Source organism: Lysinibacillus sp. FSL M8-0134 (assembly GCF_038069745.1).
GTDB lineage: Bacteria > Bacillota > Bacilli > Bacillales_A > Planococcaceae > Lysinibacillus > Lysinibacillus irui.
Genome location: NZ_JBBPAJ010000001.1, coordinates 1115067 through 1131281 on the forward strand (window position 1 = coordinate 1115067; position 16215 = coordinate 1131281).

Here is a 16215-nt window from a genome sequence, read left to right on the forward strand (position 1 = left end):
TAATTGTGTTACATAAGTACAATGGAGCTTGCATACAAATGATTAAATTCAATTTAATATGTGAGGCGAGTCAAATTGACATTCATAAATGAACAACCCTTTTTGCCTATTATTATCCAATCGGGTCAGCATGCCTATGGAGTAGCCCGCTCCTTTTATGAAGCCTATCGTATCAAAAGTCTTGTTATTGAGCCTGCTGTAAAGGATAGAAATATTCGTACGCTCCTATTAGGCGGCTCACAAGGCGTTGCCACACAAAATAGCAGTATATTGGAGTTTCAATATGTAGAGAACTTAGATGAGCCTGCCTACTTTGTACAAGCTTTAATCGGAGTAGCACTGCAGTATCAACAGAAGAAATTGATTTTAATCGTTTGTGACTGCTATTACGCAGAGCTTATCATTGAAAATAAAGTACAGCTTGAAAAATATTTTATTTTACCTTATATTGATCAAACTTTGCTTAAGAGGGTGCAAACGAAGGAAAAATTTTATCAGCTTTGTGATCAGTATCAATTAAACTATCCCCAAACCATCATTGTAACTAAACAGCACCTACCGGGTAAACTCCCTTTCCAGTATCCAGTTATCATTAAACCCTCTAATCCAGTGGCCTATACGAATTGTTCTTTTCCAGAAAAGAAAAAAATTTTTTTTGTGCAGGATGCCGCTGAGATGCAGCATATTATTCAATCTATTTATCGTTCTAGCTATCAAGATGCCTTGATAGTACAAGAATTTATTCCAGGCGATGATTCTTCTATCCGTGTACTAGATGTTTTTGTAGGAAGAGATCACAAAGTCAAATTAATGTGTATCAGCACCAAGCTGCTTGAAGATCCATCCCCACAGAATAAAGGTATTTCTTTAGCTGTTATGACTGATTACGATGAACAGCTAATGGAGTCCATACGGCACTTTTTAGAGGACATAGGCTATAGCGGTTTTGCTAATTTCGATATGAAATATGATGCCAAAGTCGGAGTATACAAGCTATTTGAAATGAATTTACGTGCAGGGGCTTCAAGTCACTATGTGACAGCAAGCGGTTATAATTTAATGCAGTATATGGTGGATGACTACTTACTTGGCATACATCATGAACGAACGTATGTCCAGACAAAGCATATATGGTCACTCCTTCCACCGAAAACTTTATTAAAATACATGCGGAATGAAAAATTAAAAATAGAAGCAAAGCGTTTAATGAAAGAAGGACGATATACAGATGCATTGCTTTATAAAAAAGATGTAAATATCAAGCGATGGATCAAGCTGAAATTGTATAATCGATACTTACATGTAAAGTATCACAAGTACTTTCATGAAAGTGATTGATTAAATAAGTGAATAACAGGATTGAACGTCTAAACTGCAGGATAGCACTTAAAATTTAAAAGATATAATGGATAGATACTTCCAACTTGCTGTAATTAAGTCGAATCCCCGACATTTGAGGCGCAAACCTTGTAGGAAGTATCAACTATTCAGTATAATAGTAAAATGGAAATTCAAGTGCATGGATTTCGTTTGAAAGGAGTTACCTGATTGCGATGAATGAGGAACAACGCTTAGCTAATCAACAGGTCAATCAACCAAAAAAAGAAGACAAGCCTGAAAAGGATTATAGTAAATATTTTGAGAGGGTCTTTACAGCTCCTTCCTTAAAAGATGCTAAAAAACGTGGCAAAGAAAATGTTAAATACCATAAGGATTTCAGCATTGCCGAGGAATTTGCAGGCATGGGTAAAGATCGTACTTTTTACATTCGTACTTATGGCTGCCAAATGAATGAGCATGATACAGAAGTAATGGCCGGGATTTTTATGCAGCTTGGCTACACACCAACAGAGGCGATTGAAGAGGCTGACGTTGTCTTACTGAATACATGTGCTATTCGTGAAAATGCAGAAAATAAAGTATTTGGAGAACTAGGTTTCCTACTAAAATATAAACGTAAAAACCCAGAAATGCTGATTGGGGTTTGTGGCTGTATGTCGCAAGAGGAATCGGTTGTCAACAGAATTTTAAGAAGCTATCCACACGTCGATATGGTATTTGGTACGCACAATATTCATCGTTTACCAAACATTCTTAAAGAAGCCTATATGTCGAAGGAAATGGTTGTAGAGGTTTGGTCAAAAGAAGGCGATGTCATTGAAAATCTGCCGAAAAAGCGACTTGGTTCTATTAAAGCTTGGGTTAATATTATGTACGGTTGCGATAAATTCTGTACGTATTGTATCGTTCCCTACACACGTGGTAAAGAACGTAGTCGACGTCCAGAAGAAATCATTGCTGAAGTTCGTGATTTAGCGGCTGCAGGCTATAAAGAAATTATGCTTCTGGGGCAAAATGTCAACGCTTACGGGAAGGATTTTGAAGATATCGATTATCGCCTCGGTGATTTGATGGATGAATTAAGAAAGATCGATATCCCACGTATCCGTTTTACAACAAGTCATCCGCGTGATTTCGATGACCATTTAATCGAAGTGCTTGCAAAACGCGGGAACTTAGTGGAACATATTCATTTACCTGTACAATCTGGCTCTAATGAAGTTCTAAAAATTATGGCTCGTAAATATACACGTGAGCATTTCCTTGGATTAGTAGACAAAATTAAAGCCGCAATACCTGAAGTTACCTTAACGACAGATATTATTGTTGGCTACCCAAATGAAACAGAGGAGCAATTCGAGGAAACATTGTCGTTATATCGTGAAGTGGGCTTTGAGGCAGCATTTACGTATATTTATTCTCCTCGTGAGGGAACACCAGCGGCTAAAATGATTGACAATGTACCCGAAGAGGTCAAAAAAGAGCGCCTTCAACGTTTAAATGAAGTAGTGGGTGAATACTCTCGCAAAGCATTGGAACGATTAAAAGGTGAGATAGTCGAAGTTCTAGTTGAAGGTACAAGTAAAAAACGCGATGATGTCTTAGCTGGCTATACGCGAAAAAATCGTCTGGTTAACTTTAAAGCGCCAGCTGAAGTAATTGGTCAATTAGTAAAAGTTAAAATAATAGAGGCTACCTCTTATTCGCTTACTGGTGAATTTGTAGAAGTCGTAAAAAATGAAAAGGTGGAAGCGTAAATGACACAAGTCTTATATACAAAAGAAGATTTAATTAAAAAATCACATGAAATTGCACATATGATTGCGAATACGCCAGAGGTTGAATTCTTTAAAAAGGCAGAGGCACAAATTAATGAAAATCAACAAGTACGTGAACGTATTGCAAGTTTAAAAAGCTTACAAAAACAAGCTGTTAATTTCCAACACTTAGGAAAAGAAAAAGCATTGAAAATGATTGAAGATAAAATCGCTAAAATTGAAGAAGAAATTAATGACATCCCAGTTGTGCAACAATTTAAAGAATCACAAGGCGATGTGAACGATTTATTGCAACTTGTTTCGAATACAATTGCTAATAATGTAACAAATGAAATTATTCGCTCAACAGGTGGCGATGTACTTCGCGGTGAAACAGGTTCATACGTAGAAAACTCTCAGCCAGGTAGCTGTTCTTAAAAAATCATAGAAATGAAAGCTCGAATGACAGCATTCGAGCTTTTTTATGTCTTCTTCTATAGAAGGACTCTATCCTATAGTAGACATCTCATGGAAAAGAATCTTGCCGAACCATTACATTCTCTAAAAATATATGTTCACCCAATGGGCGCTACCTGCATATGATGGAGTGAAAAGAGTCGAAGGAGGAATTGCGCTGAAACGTTTACGACAAATCGTGACGAAAGCAGTAGTTGCCAAAGGGAAGAAGAGAACGGAAGAACGTGTCACATTATCACCAACAAATAAACCGACAAGTATTTTAGGATGCTGGGTTATCAATCATACGTGCTCTGCAAAAAGAGTCGGGAAATTTGTTGAAGTAACAGGGAAATTTGATGTCAATGTATGGTATGCGTATAGTAACCATTCGAAGACAGCTGTGTTTTCCGAAACAGTTCACTATAAAGACAAAGTGAAGCTTCACTACCGAGAAGGCGAGATTAGCGTTGGTGAGGATGTTCGAGTACGGGTGTTACAAGAACCAAATTGTATTGAAGCGGTCATCTCTCCATGTGGTACAAAGTTTGAAATTGTAGTAGAACGTGAAGTAGTAGTTGAAGTAATGGGTGAAACAACAATTTGTATTAGTGTCCATCCATTAGACTATGAGGAAGATTGGAACTTTAATGATGAAAGCTCATCATCATCGTCATCAAGCTCAAGCTCAAGTTCAAGTTCATCTTCGAGCTCTGATGGTGAAGGTAGGTATGTGTTAGAGTCTTCATCGTTTCCTGATGAACGACCAAGATAAATCTAGAAAACATCATTTTTTGATACATGCGGAACGCTAGCATCTTAAAAAAGGTGAATCAAGCGTTTCGCATGTATCTTTTGTTATAATAAAAATATCTATTAGGCAAGAGCGAGGTAAATATTTATATGACAACATATACACCAATGATGCAACAGTATCTACAGGTTAAAGAAGATTACAAAGATGCCTTTTTATTTTTTAGATTAGGCGACTTTTATGAAATGTTTTTTGAGGATGCCATTAATGCCTCACAAATTTTAGAAATTACATTAACGAGCCGAGATGCAGGGGCAAAAGAGCGAATACCCATGTGTGGGGTGCCTCATCACTCGGCTAAAAATTATATTGAAACACTTGTACAAAAAGGGTATAAAGTGGCGATTTGTGAACAAACAGAAGATCCAAAGCAAGCAAAAGGTGTGGTAAAACGGGAGGTCGTTCAATTGATCACACCAGGTACCATTATGGAAGGTAAGGCGCTTGATGGTAAATCTAACCATTTTATTGGAGCAGCAGAGCAATTGGATGACACAACTTTTGGCTATGCTTATTTAGATTTATCGACAGGCGAAGCAGTTGCTTCTTCTATAGAAGGCGATGGAAAAGCTCTTTTAATGCAAATGCAAGCTTACGGCATTCGGGAGCTTATTGTGACTGATAGTTTACAACTATTGTTAGCAGAGCATGCCGTCAATGCGGGAATTGTGCTTTCAGTTGAAACTAATGAAATGCCGATCGATCAAGCAGCAAGCTATTTAGAAGCGGTCCCACAACCATTACAAATTGCATGTCTGCGTTTGTTAGCTTATATTGACCAAACACAAATGCGTTCCTTATCACATATTCAAGCATTCACATTTAATGAAATAAAAAATTATTTACGAATTGATTCTAGTTCTAAACGAAATTTAGAGCTGATTCAATCGATTCGTGGCGGAGACCAGAAAGGGACACTTTTATGGCTGCTCGATGATACTGTAACGGCGATGGGTGGGCGTAAATTAAAGCAATGGCTTCATCAACCACTTGCCACTCGATCAGCTATAGAAGCAAGATTAGAGATTGTAACCGATTTATTGGAAGCATATTTTGTGCGAACAGAGCTGCAAACAGCCTTAAAACAAGTATATGATTTAGAACGCTTGGCCGGTCGTGTTGCTTTTGGTAATGTGGGTGGACGTGATTTAGCTCAATTGCGTGATTCACTACGCCAGGTACCAACCATCCAGCAACAATTGCTGGATGCAGACAAGGAAACGCTTCACCGATTGGGTCTAGCACTCGATACATGTACAGATGTTGAGGCACTGTTAGCAAAGGCAATCACAGATAATCCGCCTATTACCATTAAAGAAGGAGACGTCATCCGTGATGGCTTTAATGAACGCCTAGATGAGCTTCGCTATGCTGCTCGAAATGGCAAGGATTGGATTGCTCAGCTTGAACAAGAAGAGCGGATGAAAACAGGTATTAAGAATTTAAAAATAGGCTATAATCGAATTTTTGGTTACTATATTGAAATTACAAAATCCAATATCCATTTAGCGGATTTAACTCGCTATGAGCGTAAACAAACACTAGCTAATGCAGAGCGCTATATTACTCAGGAGCTAAAAGAAAAAGAGGCGTTAATTTTAAATGCTGAGGAAGAAAGCTTAACATTAGAGTACAATCTGTTTGTGGAAATTCGAGATGCATTAAAAGCATATATTCCCCGTGTCCAAGCACTCGCAGCAAGCATTAGCGAGCTAGATGTTTTACTAAGCTTTGCAAGTGTTTCAGAAAAGTATCGTTTTACGAAACCAGAATTTCATGGTGGACGTGCCTTAGAAATTATCGAGGGCAGACATCCCGTTGTTGAAAAAATGTTAAATAAACAAATGTATGTACCAAATGATTGTGTGTTAGAAGAGCAGAACAATATGATGCTCATTACAGGGCCAAATATGTCTGGTAAAAGTACCTACATGCGTCAAGTTGCTTTGATTGTTGTGATGGCGCAAATGGGCTGCTATGTACCTGCTGAAAAAGCGAAGCTACCGATTACCGATCAAATTTTTACTCGAATTGGGGCGGCTGATGATTTAGCAGCAGGACAATCCACATTTATGATCGAGATGCTTGAATCCCAGTATGCCATTATGCACGCAACGAAAAATAGCTTGATGTTATTTGATGAAATTGGGCGTGGAACATCGACGTATGATGGTATGAGTTTGGCCCAGTCAATGATGGAATATATTCATGACAAAATCGGAGCCAATACGTTATTTTCTACGCATTATCATGAGTTAACAGCACTTGAAAAGGATTTACCTCGTTTACAAAATGTACATGTCTCAGCCACAGAAAAAAATGGGACGGTTGTCTTTTTGCATAAGGTAAAAAAAGGAGCTGCTGATAAATCCTACGGTATTCATGTGGCGCAGCTTGCGCAATTACCAGAGGAAATTTTAGCGAGGGCACGTGTATTGCTAGAGAATTTTGAAGCAGGTAAAGAAGTAGTAGCCGAAAAACAGGAAATAGCCGAACAACCCGTGCAAATGTCCTTATTTGCTGAGGAGGAATCAATTTTGCCAGCTGAGGCAGAAGTGCTAAAAAAATTAGAAAAAGTAAATATTTTAGGAACTTCACCAATGCAGGCAATGAATATTTTATATGAACTGCAGCAAGAGCTTATTAACGCCAAAAAATAAAGGAGTGATTCGTTAGTGGGAAACATACAAATTATGGACGAGTGGCTATCCAATAAAATCGCAGCAGGAGAAGTGGTAGAAAGGCCAGCTTCTGTTGTCAAAGAGTTAGTTGAAAATGCTATTGATGCTGGAAGTACGTCCATTGATGTGTTTTTACTAGAAGCGGGTCTTACTTCTATTCAGGTAATTGATAATGGTGGCGGTATGGATGAGGAGGATGCCTTAATGTCATTCTCTCGCCATGCTACTAGTAAAATTCATCAGGAACATGATTTATTCCGCATTCGTACATTGGGGTTCCGTGGAGAAGCATTGGCATCGATTGCTTCTGTTTCTAAAATGACATTAATTACATCGAATGGGGAATCTGGAACACATTTAGAGCTTGAAGGGGGACATATTCTAACACATAAGCCCGGTCCCTTACGTAAAGGAACGGATTTAACAGTTTCACAGCTCTTCTTTAACACACCCGCTCGCTTAAAATATATGAAAACTATTCAAACTGAACTAGGGCATACAATAGACTTGATGAATCGCCTCGCGCTTAGTAATCCTCAAATTGCGTTCAGATTACTGCATAATGGTCAACAATTATTGCAAACGAATGGACGAGGAGATGTGCAACAAGTTCTTGCTGCTATCTATGGTATACATAATGCCAAGAAAATGGTGTCGTTCCAGGGAGAGTCACATGACTATCGAATTTTTGGCTTTGTAACCTTGCCAGAGGTAACACGTGCATCTAAAAATTATATGTCCTTATTTGTTAATGGTCGCTGGGTTAAGCATTATTTAGTACAAAAAGCAATTGTAGATGCCTACCATACGTATTTGCCTATCGAGCGCTTTCCAATCGTTGTCCTCTATATTGAAGGTGATCCATATTTAACAGATGTCAATGTGCATCCTGCGAAGCATCAGATTCGTTTAAGTAAAGAGCCAGAGCTTTTGAAGTTAATAGAAGAAACCATTCGAGAAAAAATTCGCAGTGTTATTCGCGTTCCACAAATGGAGAAGAAGGAAAAAAGCGTCAAACCTGTGACGGAGCAATTAAATATTTGGAAACCTGCGCCCAAGATAGATGTTGAGAAGATGAATGCAATCGTAGAAAAACTGTACGATGTACAAACTATTCAAGAAAATAATCAACAGTCAGTTGAGCCAGAGCCTATTCCTGATGTTGTGGGGGATAAGGATAATTGGCAGCCAGCCCCTCAAATAGAGACTAATGAGGTTGAAGAGGTAAGCATTGTAGAACAACAAGAAGTATTAGAGGATGAGCCAACGAAAGAACCGTTTCCCGAACTGGAAGTAGTAGGACAAATCCATGGCACATACATTGTTGCACAAATGGAGGATGGTTTTTATTTAATTGATCAGCATGCTGCACAAGAACGGATTAAATATGAGTTTTTCCGCGAAAAGGTTGGTCAGGTCAATCCACATGAACGTCAGGCATTACTGCTCCCACTAACATTCCACTATGCTGCCGATGAGGCACTTATTTTACGAGAACATAAGCAAGAGTTAGAAGCTGTAGGTGTATTTTTAGAGGAATTTGGACAGTCATCTTTCGTTGTCCGTGAGCACCCAAGTTGGTTCCCACAGGGGGAGGAACAGGAAATCATCGAGGATTTAATTGAACAAGTGCTGACAACGAAAAAGGCTGATGTCAAAAAGTTACGTGAAGCAGCAGCCATCATGATGAGCTGTAAAAAATCGATTAAAGCCAATCATTTTCTAACAAAAGAACAAATGGAAACATTGCTGCGAGATTTACGCAATGCAGATAATCCATTTACATGCCCACATGGACGTCCAGTGCTTATTCACTTTACATCGTATGAAGTGGAAAAAATGTTCAAACGGGTAATGTAGTAAGAAGGGGGAATAGGAATGGGCGAATTTATTTTAGCGATTGATCAAGGAACGACAAGTTCAAGAGCCATTTTATTTAATAAAAAGGGTGAAATTGTTCATGTAGCACAAAAAGAATTTCAACAAATTTTCCCGAAGGCTGGGTGGGTAGAGCATAATGCAAATGAGATTTGGGGTTCTATCTTATCTGTTATCGCCGCTGTATTAACTGAAAGTGGACATGAAGCAAGTGAAGTCCATGCAATTGGCATTACCAATCAGCGGGAAACAACGGTTGTCTGGGATAAACAATCAGGTCAGCCAATTTACAACGCTATTGTCTGGCAATCACGCCAAACACAGGATATTGTGAATACGTTAAAAGAACAAGGACATGAAGAACTATTTCAGCAAAAAACAGGATTACGTTTAGATGCTTATTTTTCAGCCACAAAAATAAAATGGATTTTAGACAATGTGGAGGGTGCACGTGAACTCGCTGACAATGGAGACTTGCTATTTGGAACGATTGATTCTTGGATTGTTTGGCGATTATCAAAGGGAAAGGCCCATATTACGGATTATTCAAATGCAGCACGAACAATGCTTTATAATATTCATAAATTGCAATGGGATGAGGAACTTTGCAAGCTGTTAGATATCCCTATGTCCATGCTTCCTGAAGTGAAAAATTCATCAGAAATTTACACAGAAACTGCTCCAAGTATTTTCTTTGGTGAAAAAATTCCAATTGCTGGTATTGCGGGTGATCAACAGGCAGCTCTATTTGGGCAAACTTGTTTTACCAAAGGAATGGCCAAAAACACGTACGGCACAGGCTGTTTTATGTTAGTAAATACGGGACAGCAGGCGGTAACATCTGAGAATGGATTATTGACTACCATTGCATGGGGAATAGATGGGAAAGTGACTTACGCATTAGAGGGTAGTGTTTTTGTAGCTGGGTCAGCTATCCAATGGCTACGGGATGGACTACGAATGATACGCACCGCCGAAGATTCTGAAACCTATGCTACAAAAGTAGATGATACGGACGGTGTCTACGTTGTACCCGCCTTTGTGGGACTAGGTACTCCTTATTGGGATACAGATGCTCGTGGTGCCATTTTTGGCTTAACACGAGGAACGTCTAAAGAACATTTTATCAGGGCAACACTTGAATCACTAGCTTATCAAACGAAGGATGTACTAGATGCGATGGAGGAAGCGGCTGGCACACCAATTGAAGTGCTGCGTGTAGATGGTGGGGCCGTCAAAAATCAATTTTTAATGCAGTTCCAAAGTGATATTTTACAGCTCCATGTAGAGCTAGCAAAGCTCAATGAATCAACAGCACTAGGCGCGGCCTATTTAGCAGGGCTTGCTACTAGCTTCTGGCCAAACCAAGAGGCTTTATCGGCATTATGGATGAGTGGTCAAACCTACCAACCACAAATGGATGAAGAACAAGCCACAGCTCTTTACACAGGCTGGCAAAAGGCTGTAGAAGCTACACGAATTTTTAAATCATAGCTATTGGGGGGAAAAAAGTATGTTTTCATATGAGCATCGTCCAAAAATTTTATATTATCTAGAGCACTATAGCTTTGACGTATTAGTCATTGGTGGAGGGATTACAGGTGCAGGTATTGCATTAGATGCTGCATCAAGAGGACTTTCAGTTGCATTAATAGAAATGCAGGATTTTTCAGCTGGTACCTCTAGCCGTTCGACGAAACTTATTCACGGCGGCTTACGTTATTTAAAGCAATTTGATGTGGGTGTCGTAGCAGAAGTGGGACGTGAGCGTGAGATTGTATATGATAATGCGGTTCATGTAACAACGCCTGAAAAAATGCTCTTACCTTTATATAAAAAGGGCTCGCTCGGTCCTTTCACAACATCTCTAGCATTAAAGGTATATGACCGTTTAGCGGGTGTTAAAAAAAATGAACGAAGAACGATGTTAAACGCTCAAGAAACACTAGCATTAGAGCCATTACTCAATCAAGATGGACTTGTTGGTGGCGGCTATTATGTTGAATATCGAACGGATGATGGACGTCTGACGATTGAGGTATTAAAGAAGGCTGCTGAATATGGTGCACTGTGTCTTAATTATGCAGAAATGAAGGAATTTATTTACGAAAAGAAAAAGCTTGTTGGCATTAAGGTGGAGGATCATTTAACGGGGAGAATACTCGATGTTCATGCTGCACAAATTGTCAATGCTACAGGGCCTTGGGTAGATGAAGTGCGACAAAAAGATAAAGTAGCTGATAACAAGCAATTACGATTAACAAAGGGTGTTCATATTGTCCTAAAACAAAAGGACTTTCCACTGAAGCAAGCTGTTTATTTTGATATTGCCGATGGGCGTATGGCCTTTGCCATTCCACGAGATGGCAAAACCTATGTAGGGACAACTGATACTGTCTTTGAAGGTGATCCTGTACATCCTATTGCAACCCAGCAAGATGTGGATTATTTAATTGATGCAGCTAAACGTGTTTTTCCAACAGCTACAATTACTAGAGAAACAATTGAATCCACTTGGGCAGGAGTACGCCCACTAATTTATGAAAAAGGAAAGGACCCTTCTGAAATTTCAAGAAAAGATGAAATTTGGACGGCACCAAGTGGTTTAATGACGATTGCAGGTGGAAAACTCACAGGTTATCGTCAAATGGCAGAGACAATTGTAGATAAAATTGTTAAGGTTCGTCGTTATAAGCATGCGAGTGAATGTTTAACTCGTGAGCTATCACTCTCGGGTGCAAAGGGAATAAACGCTATTAATTTCCCTGACTATATAGCCTATAAAGCACGAGAAGGTGTCCAATATGGCTTGAATTATGATGAAGCCAAACAGCTTGTACAAAAGTATGGTACGAATGTTGATGCGTTATTTGATCGTGTGAAATATTTACATGAACATGGCAGTACAATGCCTTTAGCCTTACATGCCATGCTATTGTATGGCATTGAAGCAGAAATGGTCTATACACCGAGCGACTTCTTTATTCGTCGTACTGGCTTGTTATACTTTGATATTGAAGCAGTGAAGCTCTATAAGCAACAAGTGGTTCAAGTAATGCAACAACACTTGAATTATACGGAAGAACAAAAAAATACTTATATAGCTGAATTAGATCAAGCTATCATGGATGCGACAAATTTTGTAAATGAAGGGGAGTAAGGGATGGAGCGTTATATTCAAATGTCGGATGATCAATTTGTCTTCACGCGAACATTGGAGCCATCAACGCCATGCATTGGTCATATACACATTTTGCATGGTATGGCAGAGCACAGTGGTCGTTATGTAACATTTGCCAAAACACTCAATGCATTTGGCTATGCTGTAACGATGCACGATCATCGTGGACATGGTGAAACGGCCGCTTATAATGGCACATTAGGCTTCTTTGCTGAAGAAAACGGCTTTGAACGTGTTGTAAAAGATGCCCATGAAGTGATAATGCAATTACATGCACCGTTTGCAGATGTCCCATTCATTCTATTTGGTCACAGTATGGGTTCATTCATTACACGGCGTTATATTCAACTATACGGAGAGCAAGTTGATAAAGTAATTCTTTGTGGTACCGGAAATGTTACAACTTTGCATGCAGTGGGAAATATTGTCGCTAAAGCATTAGCGAAGGGACTTGGTAAAGAGTCGGAAAGTAATTTGTTAAATCAGCTGAGCTTTGGTAGCTTTAATAAACAGTTTCCGAATCCAAAAACTGCCTATGACTGGCTATGCTCAGTACAGAAAGAAGTCCAAAAGTATATTGATGATCCCTATTGTGGCTTTATTCCGACCAATCAATTTTTCGTTGATTTAACGACGGGCTTAACAACACTAAATCGTAAAAAAGAATTAGCGAAGGTAAGACAAGATCTTCCTATCCTCTTGATTAGTGGTAGTAAGGATCCCGTAGGTGAACAGGGGCTAGGGGTTTACGCAGTTGCTGAACAATTAACTGCGGTAGGTGTAAAAGATGTAACGGTTTATTTATTTGAGGATAAGCGGCATGAAATTTTAAATGAAGACAATCAAGAAGAAGTCTTTCAAGTTATATTACGGTGGTTAAAAAAATATGATACAAACTAGATTACAGCAGGCAGAGGTCGTAGCTATTGTGGGGCCAACTGCTTCTGGGAAAACAGCTTTAAGTATTGAACTTGCAAAAAAATATAATGGTGAAATCATAAATGGTGACTCCATGCAAGTTTATAAAGGACTGGATATAGGGACTGCTAAAATTACGGAAGAAGAGATGGAGGGTATCCCACATCACCTACTAAGCTTTTTAGAGCCGACAGAATCTTTTTCAGTGGCAGATTATCAAAAACTAGTGCGAGCCAAAATTGCAGAAATCCAATCTCGACATAAGTTACCCATTATAGTAGGTGGCTCGGGCTTATATGTACAAGCTGTCTTATATGATTTTCAATTTACTGATGAAAAAGTCGATGAGGCTGCACGTAAAGCCTATTATGATGAATTAGCAAAGCTTGGCCCAGAGGCAATGCACGATAAGTTAAAACAACTAGACCCTCAAACGGCTGAAACGATACATCCAAACAATACTCGACGTGTGATTCGGGCATTGGAAATGTTAGAATTAAGCGGTGTATCCAAAGCTGCAGAAGCACAAAATCGAGGTGAAGTGCCTCTATACAAGCATGTCATTTTAGGGCTAGGTCAAAATATGTCACGTGAAGTGCTGTATGACCGCATTAACCATCGTGTTGATTTGATGATGGAAAAAGGTCTTTTAGAAGAGGTTAAAGGATTATGGCAGCAAAATATTCGAGATGTTCAGTCCATACAAGCGATTGGTTATAAGGAACTATATGATTATTTGGATGGAAAATGTTCCCTTGAGGAAGCGATAGACAGTTTAAAACAAAATTCTCGCCGCTATGCAAAAAGACAGCTTACCTATTTCCGCAATAAAATGGATGTCTATTTTATGACGACACATGAGCAATTATAAAAGTTGACATATTTTCTTGCTAATTAAAGAAATATTTCTAAAAATTACTAATTGATAAATTGGTAGAACGTGCTACTATAGGAATGAAGAGGTAGAAAGTTAGTAGGGAGGCTATTTGATGAAATCAATCAACTTGCAAGATACGTTTTTGAACCAACTACGTAAAAACAGTGTTTTTGTAACTGTATTTCTGTTAAATGGATTTCAGTTAAAAGGGACTGTGAAATCATATGATAATTTTACAGTTTTATTATTAGATGCTGAAAATAAACAGCACCTAATCTACAAGCACGCCATTTCTACATTCGTTCCAGCTAAACAAATAGATTTTTTAGAGACAGAAGCATAAAAAGATAGTATTAAACAGTTAGTGTTCTCCACACTGGCTGTTTTTTTTTCTTCAGGCTATAATGATAGAGGAAATTGATATTTGGAGGACGAGTTTTATGAAATCGATGGAAACAACGCAATTATTAGATCTATTGGATGCTAATGAAGACCTATATATTATTGACGTTCGAGAAGACGAAGAAGTAGCGCATGGCATGATTCCTGGCGCTCAGCATATTGCCCTTGGGACAATCCCAGAGCGTTTAGATGAATTAGATGTAGAAAAGCCGTATATTGTTGTATGTAAGGCTGGTGCTCGTTCTGCGAATGCTTGCGCCTATTTAGAAGCTCAAGGATTTGATGTAACAAATCTTGAAGGCGGCATGCTTGCATATGATGGAGAATTAGAATTTAAATAATGTGATACGTAAAAAGAAAGAGTGCCTACTCTTTCTTTTTTAGCTCTATTCTTTTAATGAATTCATAATGTAACCAAAGTTTTCTGCAAAATTGTTATAAAGATTCACATTTTTTTGTCCTTTAATCTTTGCAGCATAACTGGCAAAGTTCAAACCAGCCCCGTAAACTTGTAGTGCACCATTCGCAAGATCCCCCTTTTGGAGAAGCTCAATACCATCCTTTAAAAAATTGTCACTTTCATCAAAGTGACACTCCGTAATGTATTTATGTCCGCTATGAAATAATTTTAAATTTTTTATAATTGTATGTGCTGTTTCTTCGCTGATAGATGCGTCGATGTCCATTAATAACTGATTAATTGGTTTTACGAGCTGGGCATACAGGCTATCATGAGTTTCACATGTTTCAGCAATGGCGTTTCTTAATTCTTTTGCATTCATCGTATCTTCTCCTTTTTCATCATTTAGATTATTGAATAATTTACCTCATTTTTTCAAAGACAAACTCTCCTGAATTTTCAGAAATATGTTATGATAACATGAAATGAAGGAGGGATTTTGTATGTTTCGATCAATAGCACCCCCAACAATGTCTTTACAGTAGAATCTACTGTTTAGGCATCCGATAACTGATTGCTCATTCTTATTAGATTCTACTGTATAGGCTCAAACTATATGCGTAGAAAGTAGGAATTTTTAATGAGCGGAAAATTAGCATTTGTATTATCTATGGTTATTTTTGGTGCTGTCGGTGTTTTTGCAAGGTATATTCCTTTAGCTTCTAGTGAGATTGCCTTTTGGATGAGTGGCATTGGTGCTTGTTTTTTACTACTAATTTTTATTTATAAAAAGGAAAGCTTTGCAAGAAGCGCTATTGTCCTGAATAAATGGCCGTTATTAATTTCAAGTGTTGCTTTATGTGGAAATTGGATATTTTTATTTCAGGCGTATAAGGAAACGACCATTGCTAATGCTGCCCTAAGTTATTATTTTGCACCCGTATTGGTCATCTGTTTATCGCCTATTATTTTAAAAGAAAAGCTAGTTGCAAGAAAAATAGTTTATGTTGGTGTAGCACTTATCGGTCTTTTTTTGATAATGCAAAGTCAGAACGCAGAAAATAGTGGACACTTAATTGGTATTGTCTATGGTCTGATTGCGGCATGCTTTTACACCCTACTAACATTTACAAATAAAAATATTCGCGGGTTAAAGGAACCACATAATACGATTATCCAACTCTGTTTAGCTGCATTTTTCCTCAGCCTCTATATTGTAGGAACGACGGGTTTTCAGGTGATGCAAATAAATTTTGCTTCTATTCTATTACTCATCGTATTGGGCATTGTCCATGCAGGTATAGGGTTTTATTTATTCTTTTTAGGCATGTCACAGCTAAAAGGTCAAAGTATAGCTATTCTTAGCTATATTGATCCACTGACATCATTAGTGATCTCCACGATGATTATTGGAGAAAAAATGACGCTGCTACAACTAATAGGAGCCATTCTCCTATTAGGCTCCACATTACAAAGTGAAATCGAAAAAGTGTAAAAGGGTTTGACAGGA

The 16215-nt window shown here is 38.4% G+C and carries 14 protein-coding genes; 13 read left to right on the forward strand and 1 reads right to left on the reverse strand.

Annotation, left to right across the window (positions count from 1 at the left end; genetic code table 11):
* Window positions 1–75 precede the first annotated feature (75 nt).
* The 12 genes from MKY49_RS05415 to MKY49_RS05470 all read left to right on the forward strand — a co-directional run bounded on the left by MKY49_RS05415 (window position 76) and on the right by MKY49_RS05470 (window position 14646).
* Window positions 76–1338: a carboxylate--amine ligase gene (locus MKY49_RS05415; protein WP_341385748.1), complete on the forward strand. Its 1263-nt coding sequence runs from the start codon at window positions 76–78 to the stop codon at window positions 1336–1338.
* A gap of 215 nt (window positions 1339–1553) precedes the next feature.
* Window positions 1554–3098, forward strand: a complete 1545-nt coding sequence (gene miaB / locus MKY49_RS05420) for a tRNA (N6-isopentenyl adenosine(37)-C2)-methylthiotransferase MiaB (RefSeq protein ID WP_341385749.1) — start codon at window positions 1554–1556, stop codon at window positions 3096–3098.
* Window positions 3099–3536, forward strand: coding sequence for a RicAFT regulatory complex protein RicA family protein (locus tag MKY49_RS05425; protein WP_274796071.1), 438 nt, complete (start codon window positions 3099–3101; stop codon window positions 3534–3536).
* Window positions 3537–3669: 133 nt separating this feature from the next.
* Window positions 3670–4329 (forward strand): outer spore coat protein CotE, encoded by a 660-nt coding sequence (gene cotE / locus MKY49_RS05430; protein ID WP_274796072.1) that lies wholly within the window; start codon window positions 3670–3672, stop codon window positions 4327–4329.
* Window positions 4330–4457: 128 nt separating this feature from the next.
* Window positions 4458–7028, forward strand: a complete 2571-nt coding sequence (gene mutS / locus MKY49_RS05435) for a DNA mismatch repair protein MutS (protein ID WP_341385750.1) — start codon at window positions 4458–4460, stop codon at window positions 7026–7028.
* Between the two features lie 15 nt (window positions 7029–7043).
* Window positions 7044–8909 carry a DNA mismatch repair endonuclease MutL gene (mutL, locus tag MKY49_RS05440; protein ID WP_322605930.1) on the forward strand — a complete coding sequence of 622 codons (1866 nt, stop codon included), beginning with the start codon at window positions 7044–7046 and terminating at the stop codon, window positions 8907–8909.
* Window positions 8910–8927: 18 nt separating this feature from the next.
* The gene (gene glpK / locus MKY49_RS05445) at window positions 8928–10421 is read left to right on the forward strand and encodes a glycerol kinase GlpK (RefSeq protein WP_274796075.1); all 1494 of its coding nucleotides are present in this window, start codon (window positions 8928–8930) and stop codon (window positions 10419–10421) included.
* A 19-nt stretch (window positions 10422–10440) separates the two neighbouring features.
* Window positions 10441–12087, forward strand: a complete 1647-nt coding sequence (locus MKY49_RS05450; protein WP_341385751.1) for a glycerol-3-phosphate dehydrogenase/oxidase — start codon at window positions 10441–10443, stop codon at window positions 12085–12087.
* A 3-nt stretch (window positions 12088–12090) separates the two neighbouring features.
* Window positions 12091–13008: an alpha/beta fold hydrolase gene (locus tag MKY49_RS05455; RefSeq protein ID WP_341385752.1), complete on the forward strand. Its 918-nt coding sequence runs from the start codon at window positions 12091–12093 to the stop codon at window positions 13006–13008.
* Entirely contained in the window at window positions 12995–13897 is a 903-nt protein-coding gene (gene miaA, locus MKY49_RS05460; RefSeq protein WP_322605928.1) for a tRNA (adenosine(37)-N6)-dimethylallyltransferase MiaA, read from the forward strand. Before MKY49_RS05455 ends, miaA begins: the two co-directional genes overlap by 14 nt.
* Before the next feature lie 118 nt (window positions 13898–14015).
* The gene (hfq, locus tag MKY49_RS05465) at window positions 14016–14246 is read left to right on the forward strand and encodes an RNA chaperone Hfq (protein WP_274796079.1); all 231 of its coding nucleotides are present in this window, start codon (window positions 14016–14018) and stop codon (window positions 14244–14246) included.
* A gap of 97 nt (window positions 14247–14343) precedes the next feature.
* Complete coding sequence (locus tag MKY49_RS05470) at window positions 14344–14646, forward strand: rhodanese-like domain-containing protein (RefSeq protein WP_274796080.1); 303 nt, start codon at window positions 14344–14346, stop codon at window positions 14644–14646.
* Window positions 14647–14691: 45 nt separating this feature from the next.
* Here MKY49_RS05470 and MKY49_RS05475 read toward each other — a convergent pair whose 3' ends face one another.
* On the reverse strand, window positions 14692–15087 hold the full coding sequence (locus MKY49_RS05475) for a hypothetical protein (RefSeq protein ID WP_312505493.1): 396 nt from the start codon (window positions 15085–15087) through the stop codon (window positions 14692–14694).
* A gap of 258 nt (window positions 15088–15345) precedes the next feature.
* On the opposite strand from MKY49_RS05475, the gene MKY49_RS05480 reads away from it, so the two are divergent.
* A complete protein-coding gene (locus tag MKY49_RS05480) occupies window positions 15346–16200 on the forward strand; it encodes a DMT family transporter (RefSeq protein ID WP_341385753.1) in 855 nt (284 codons plus the stop codon).
* Window positions 16201–16215 lie beyond the last annotated feature (15 nt).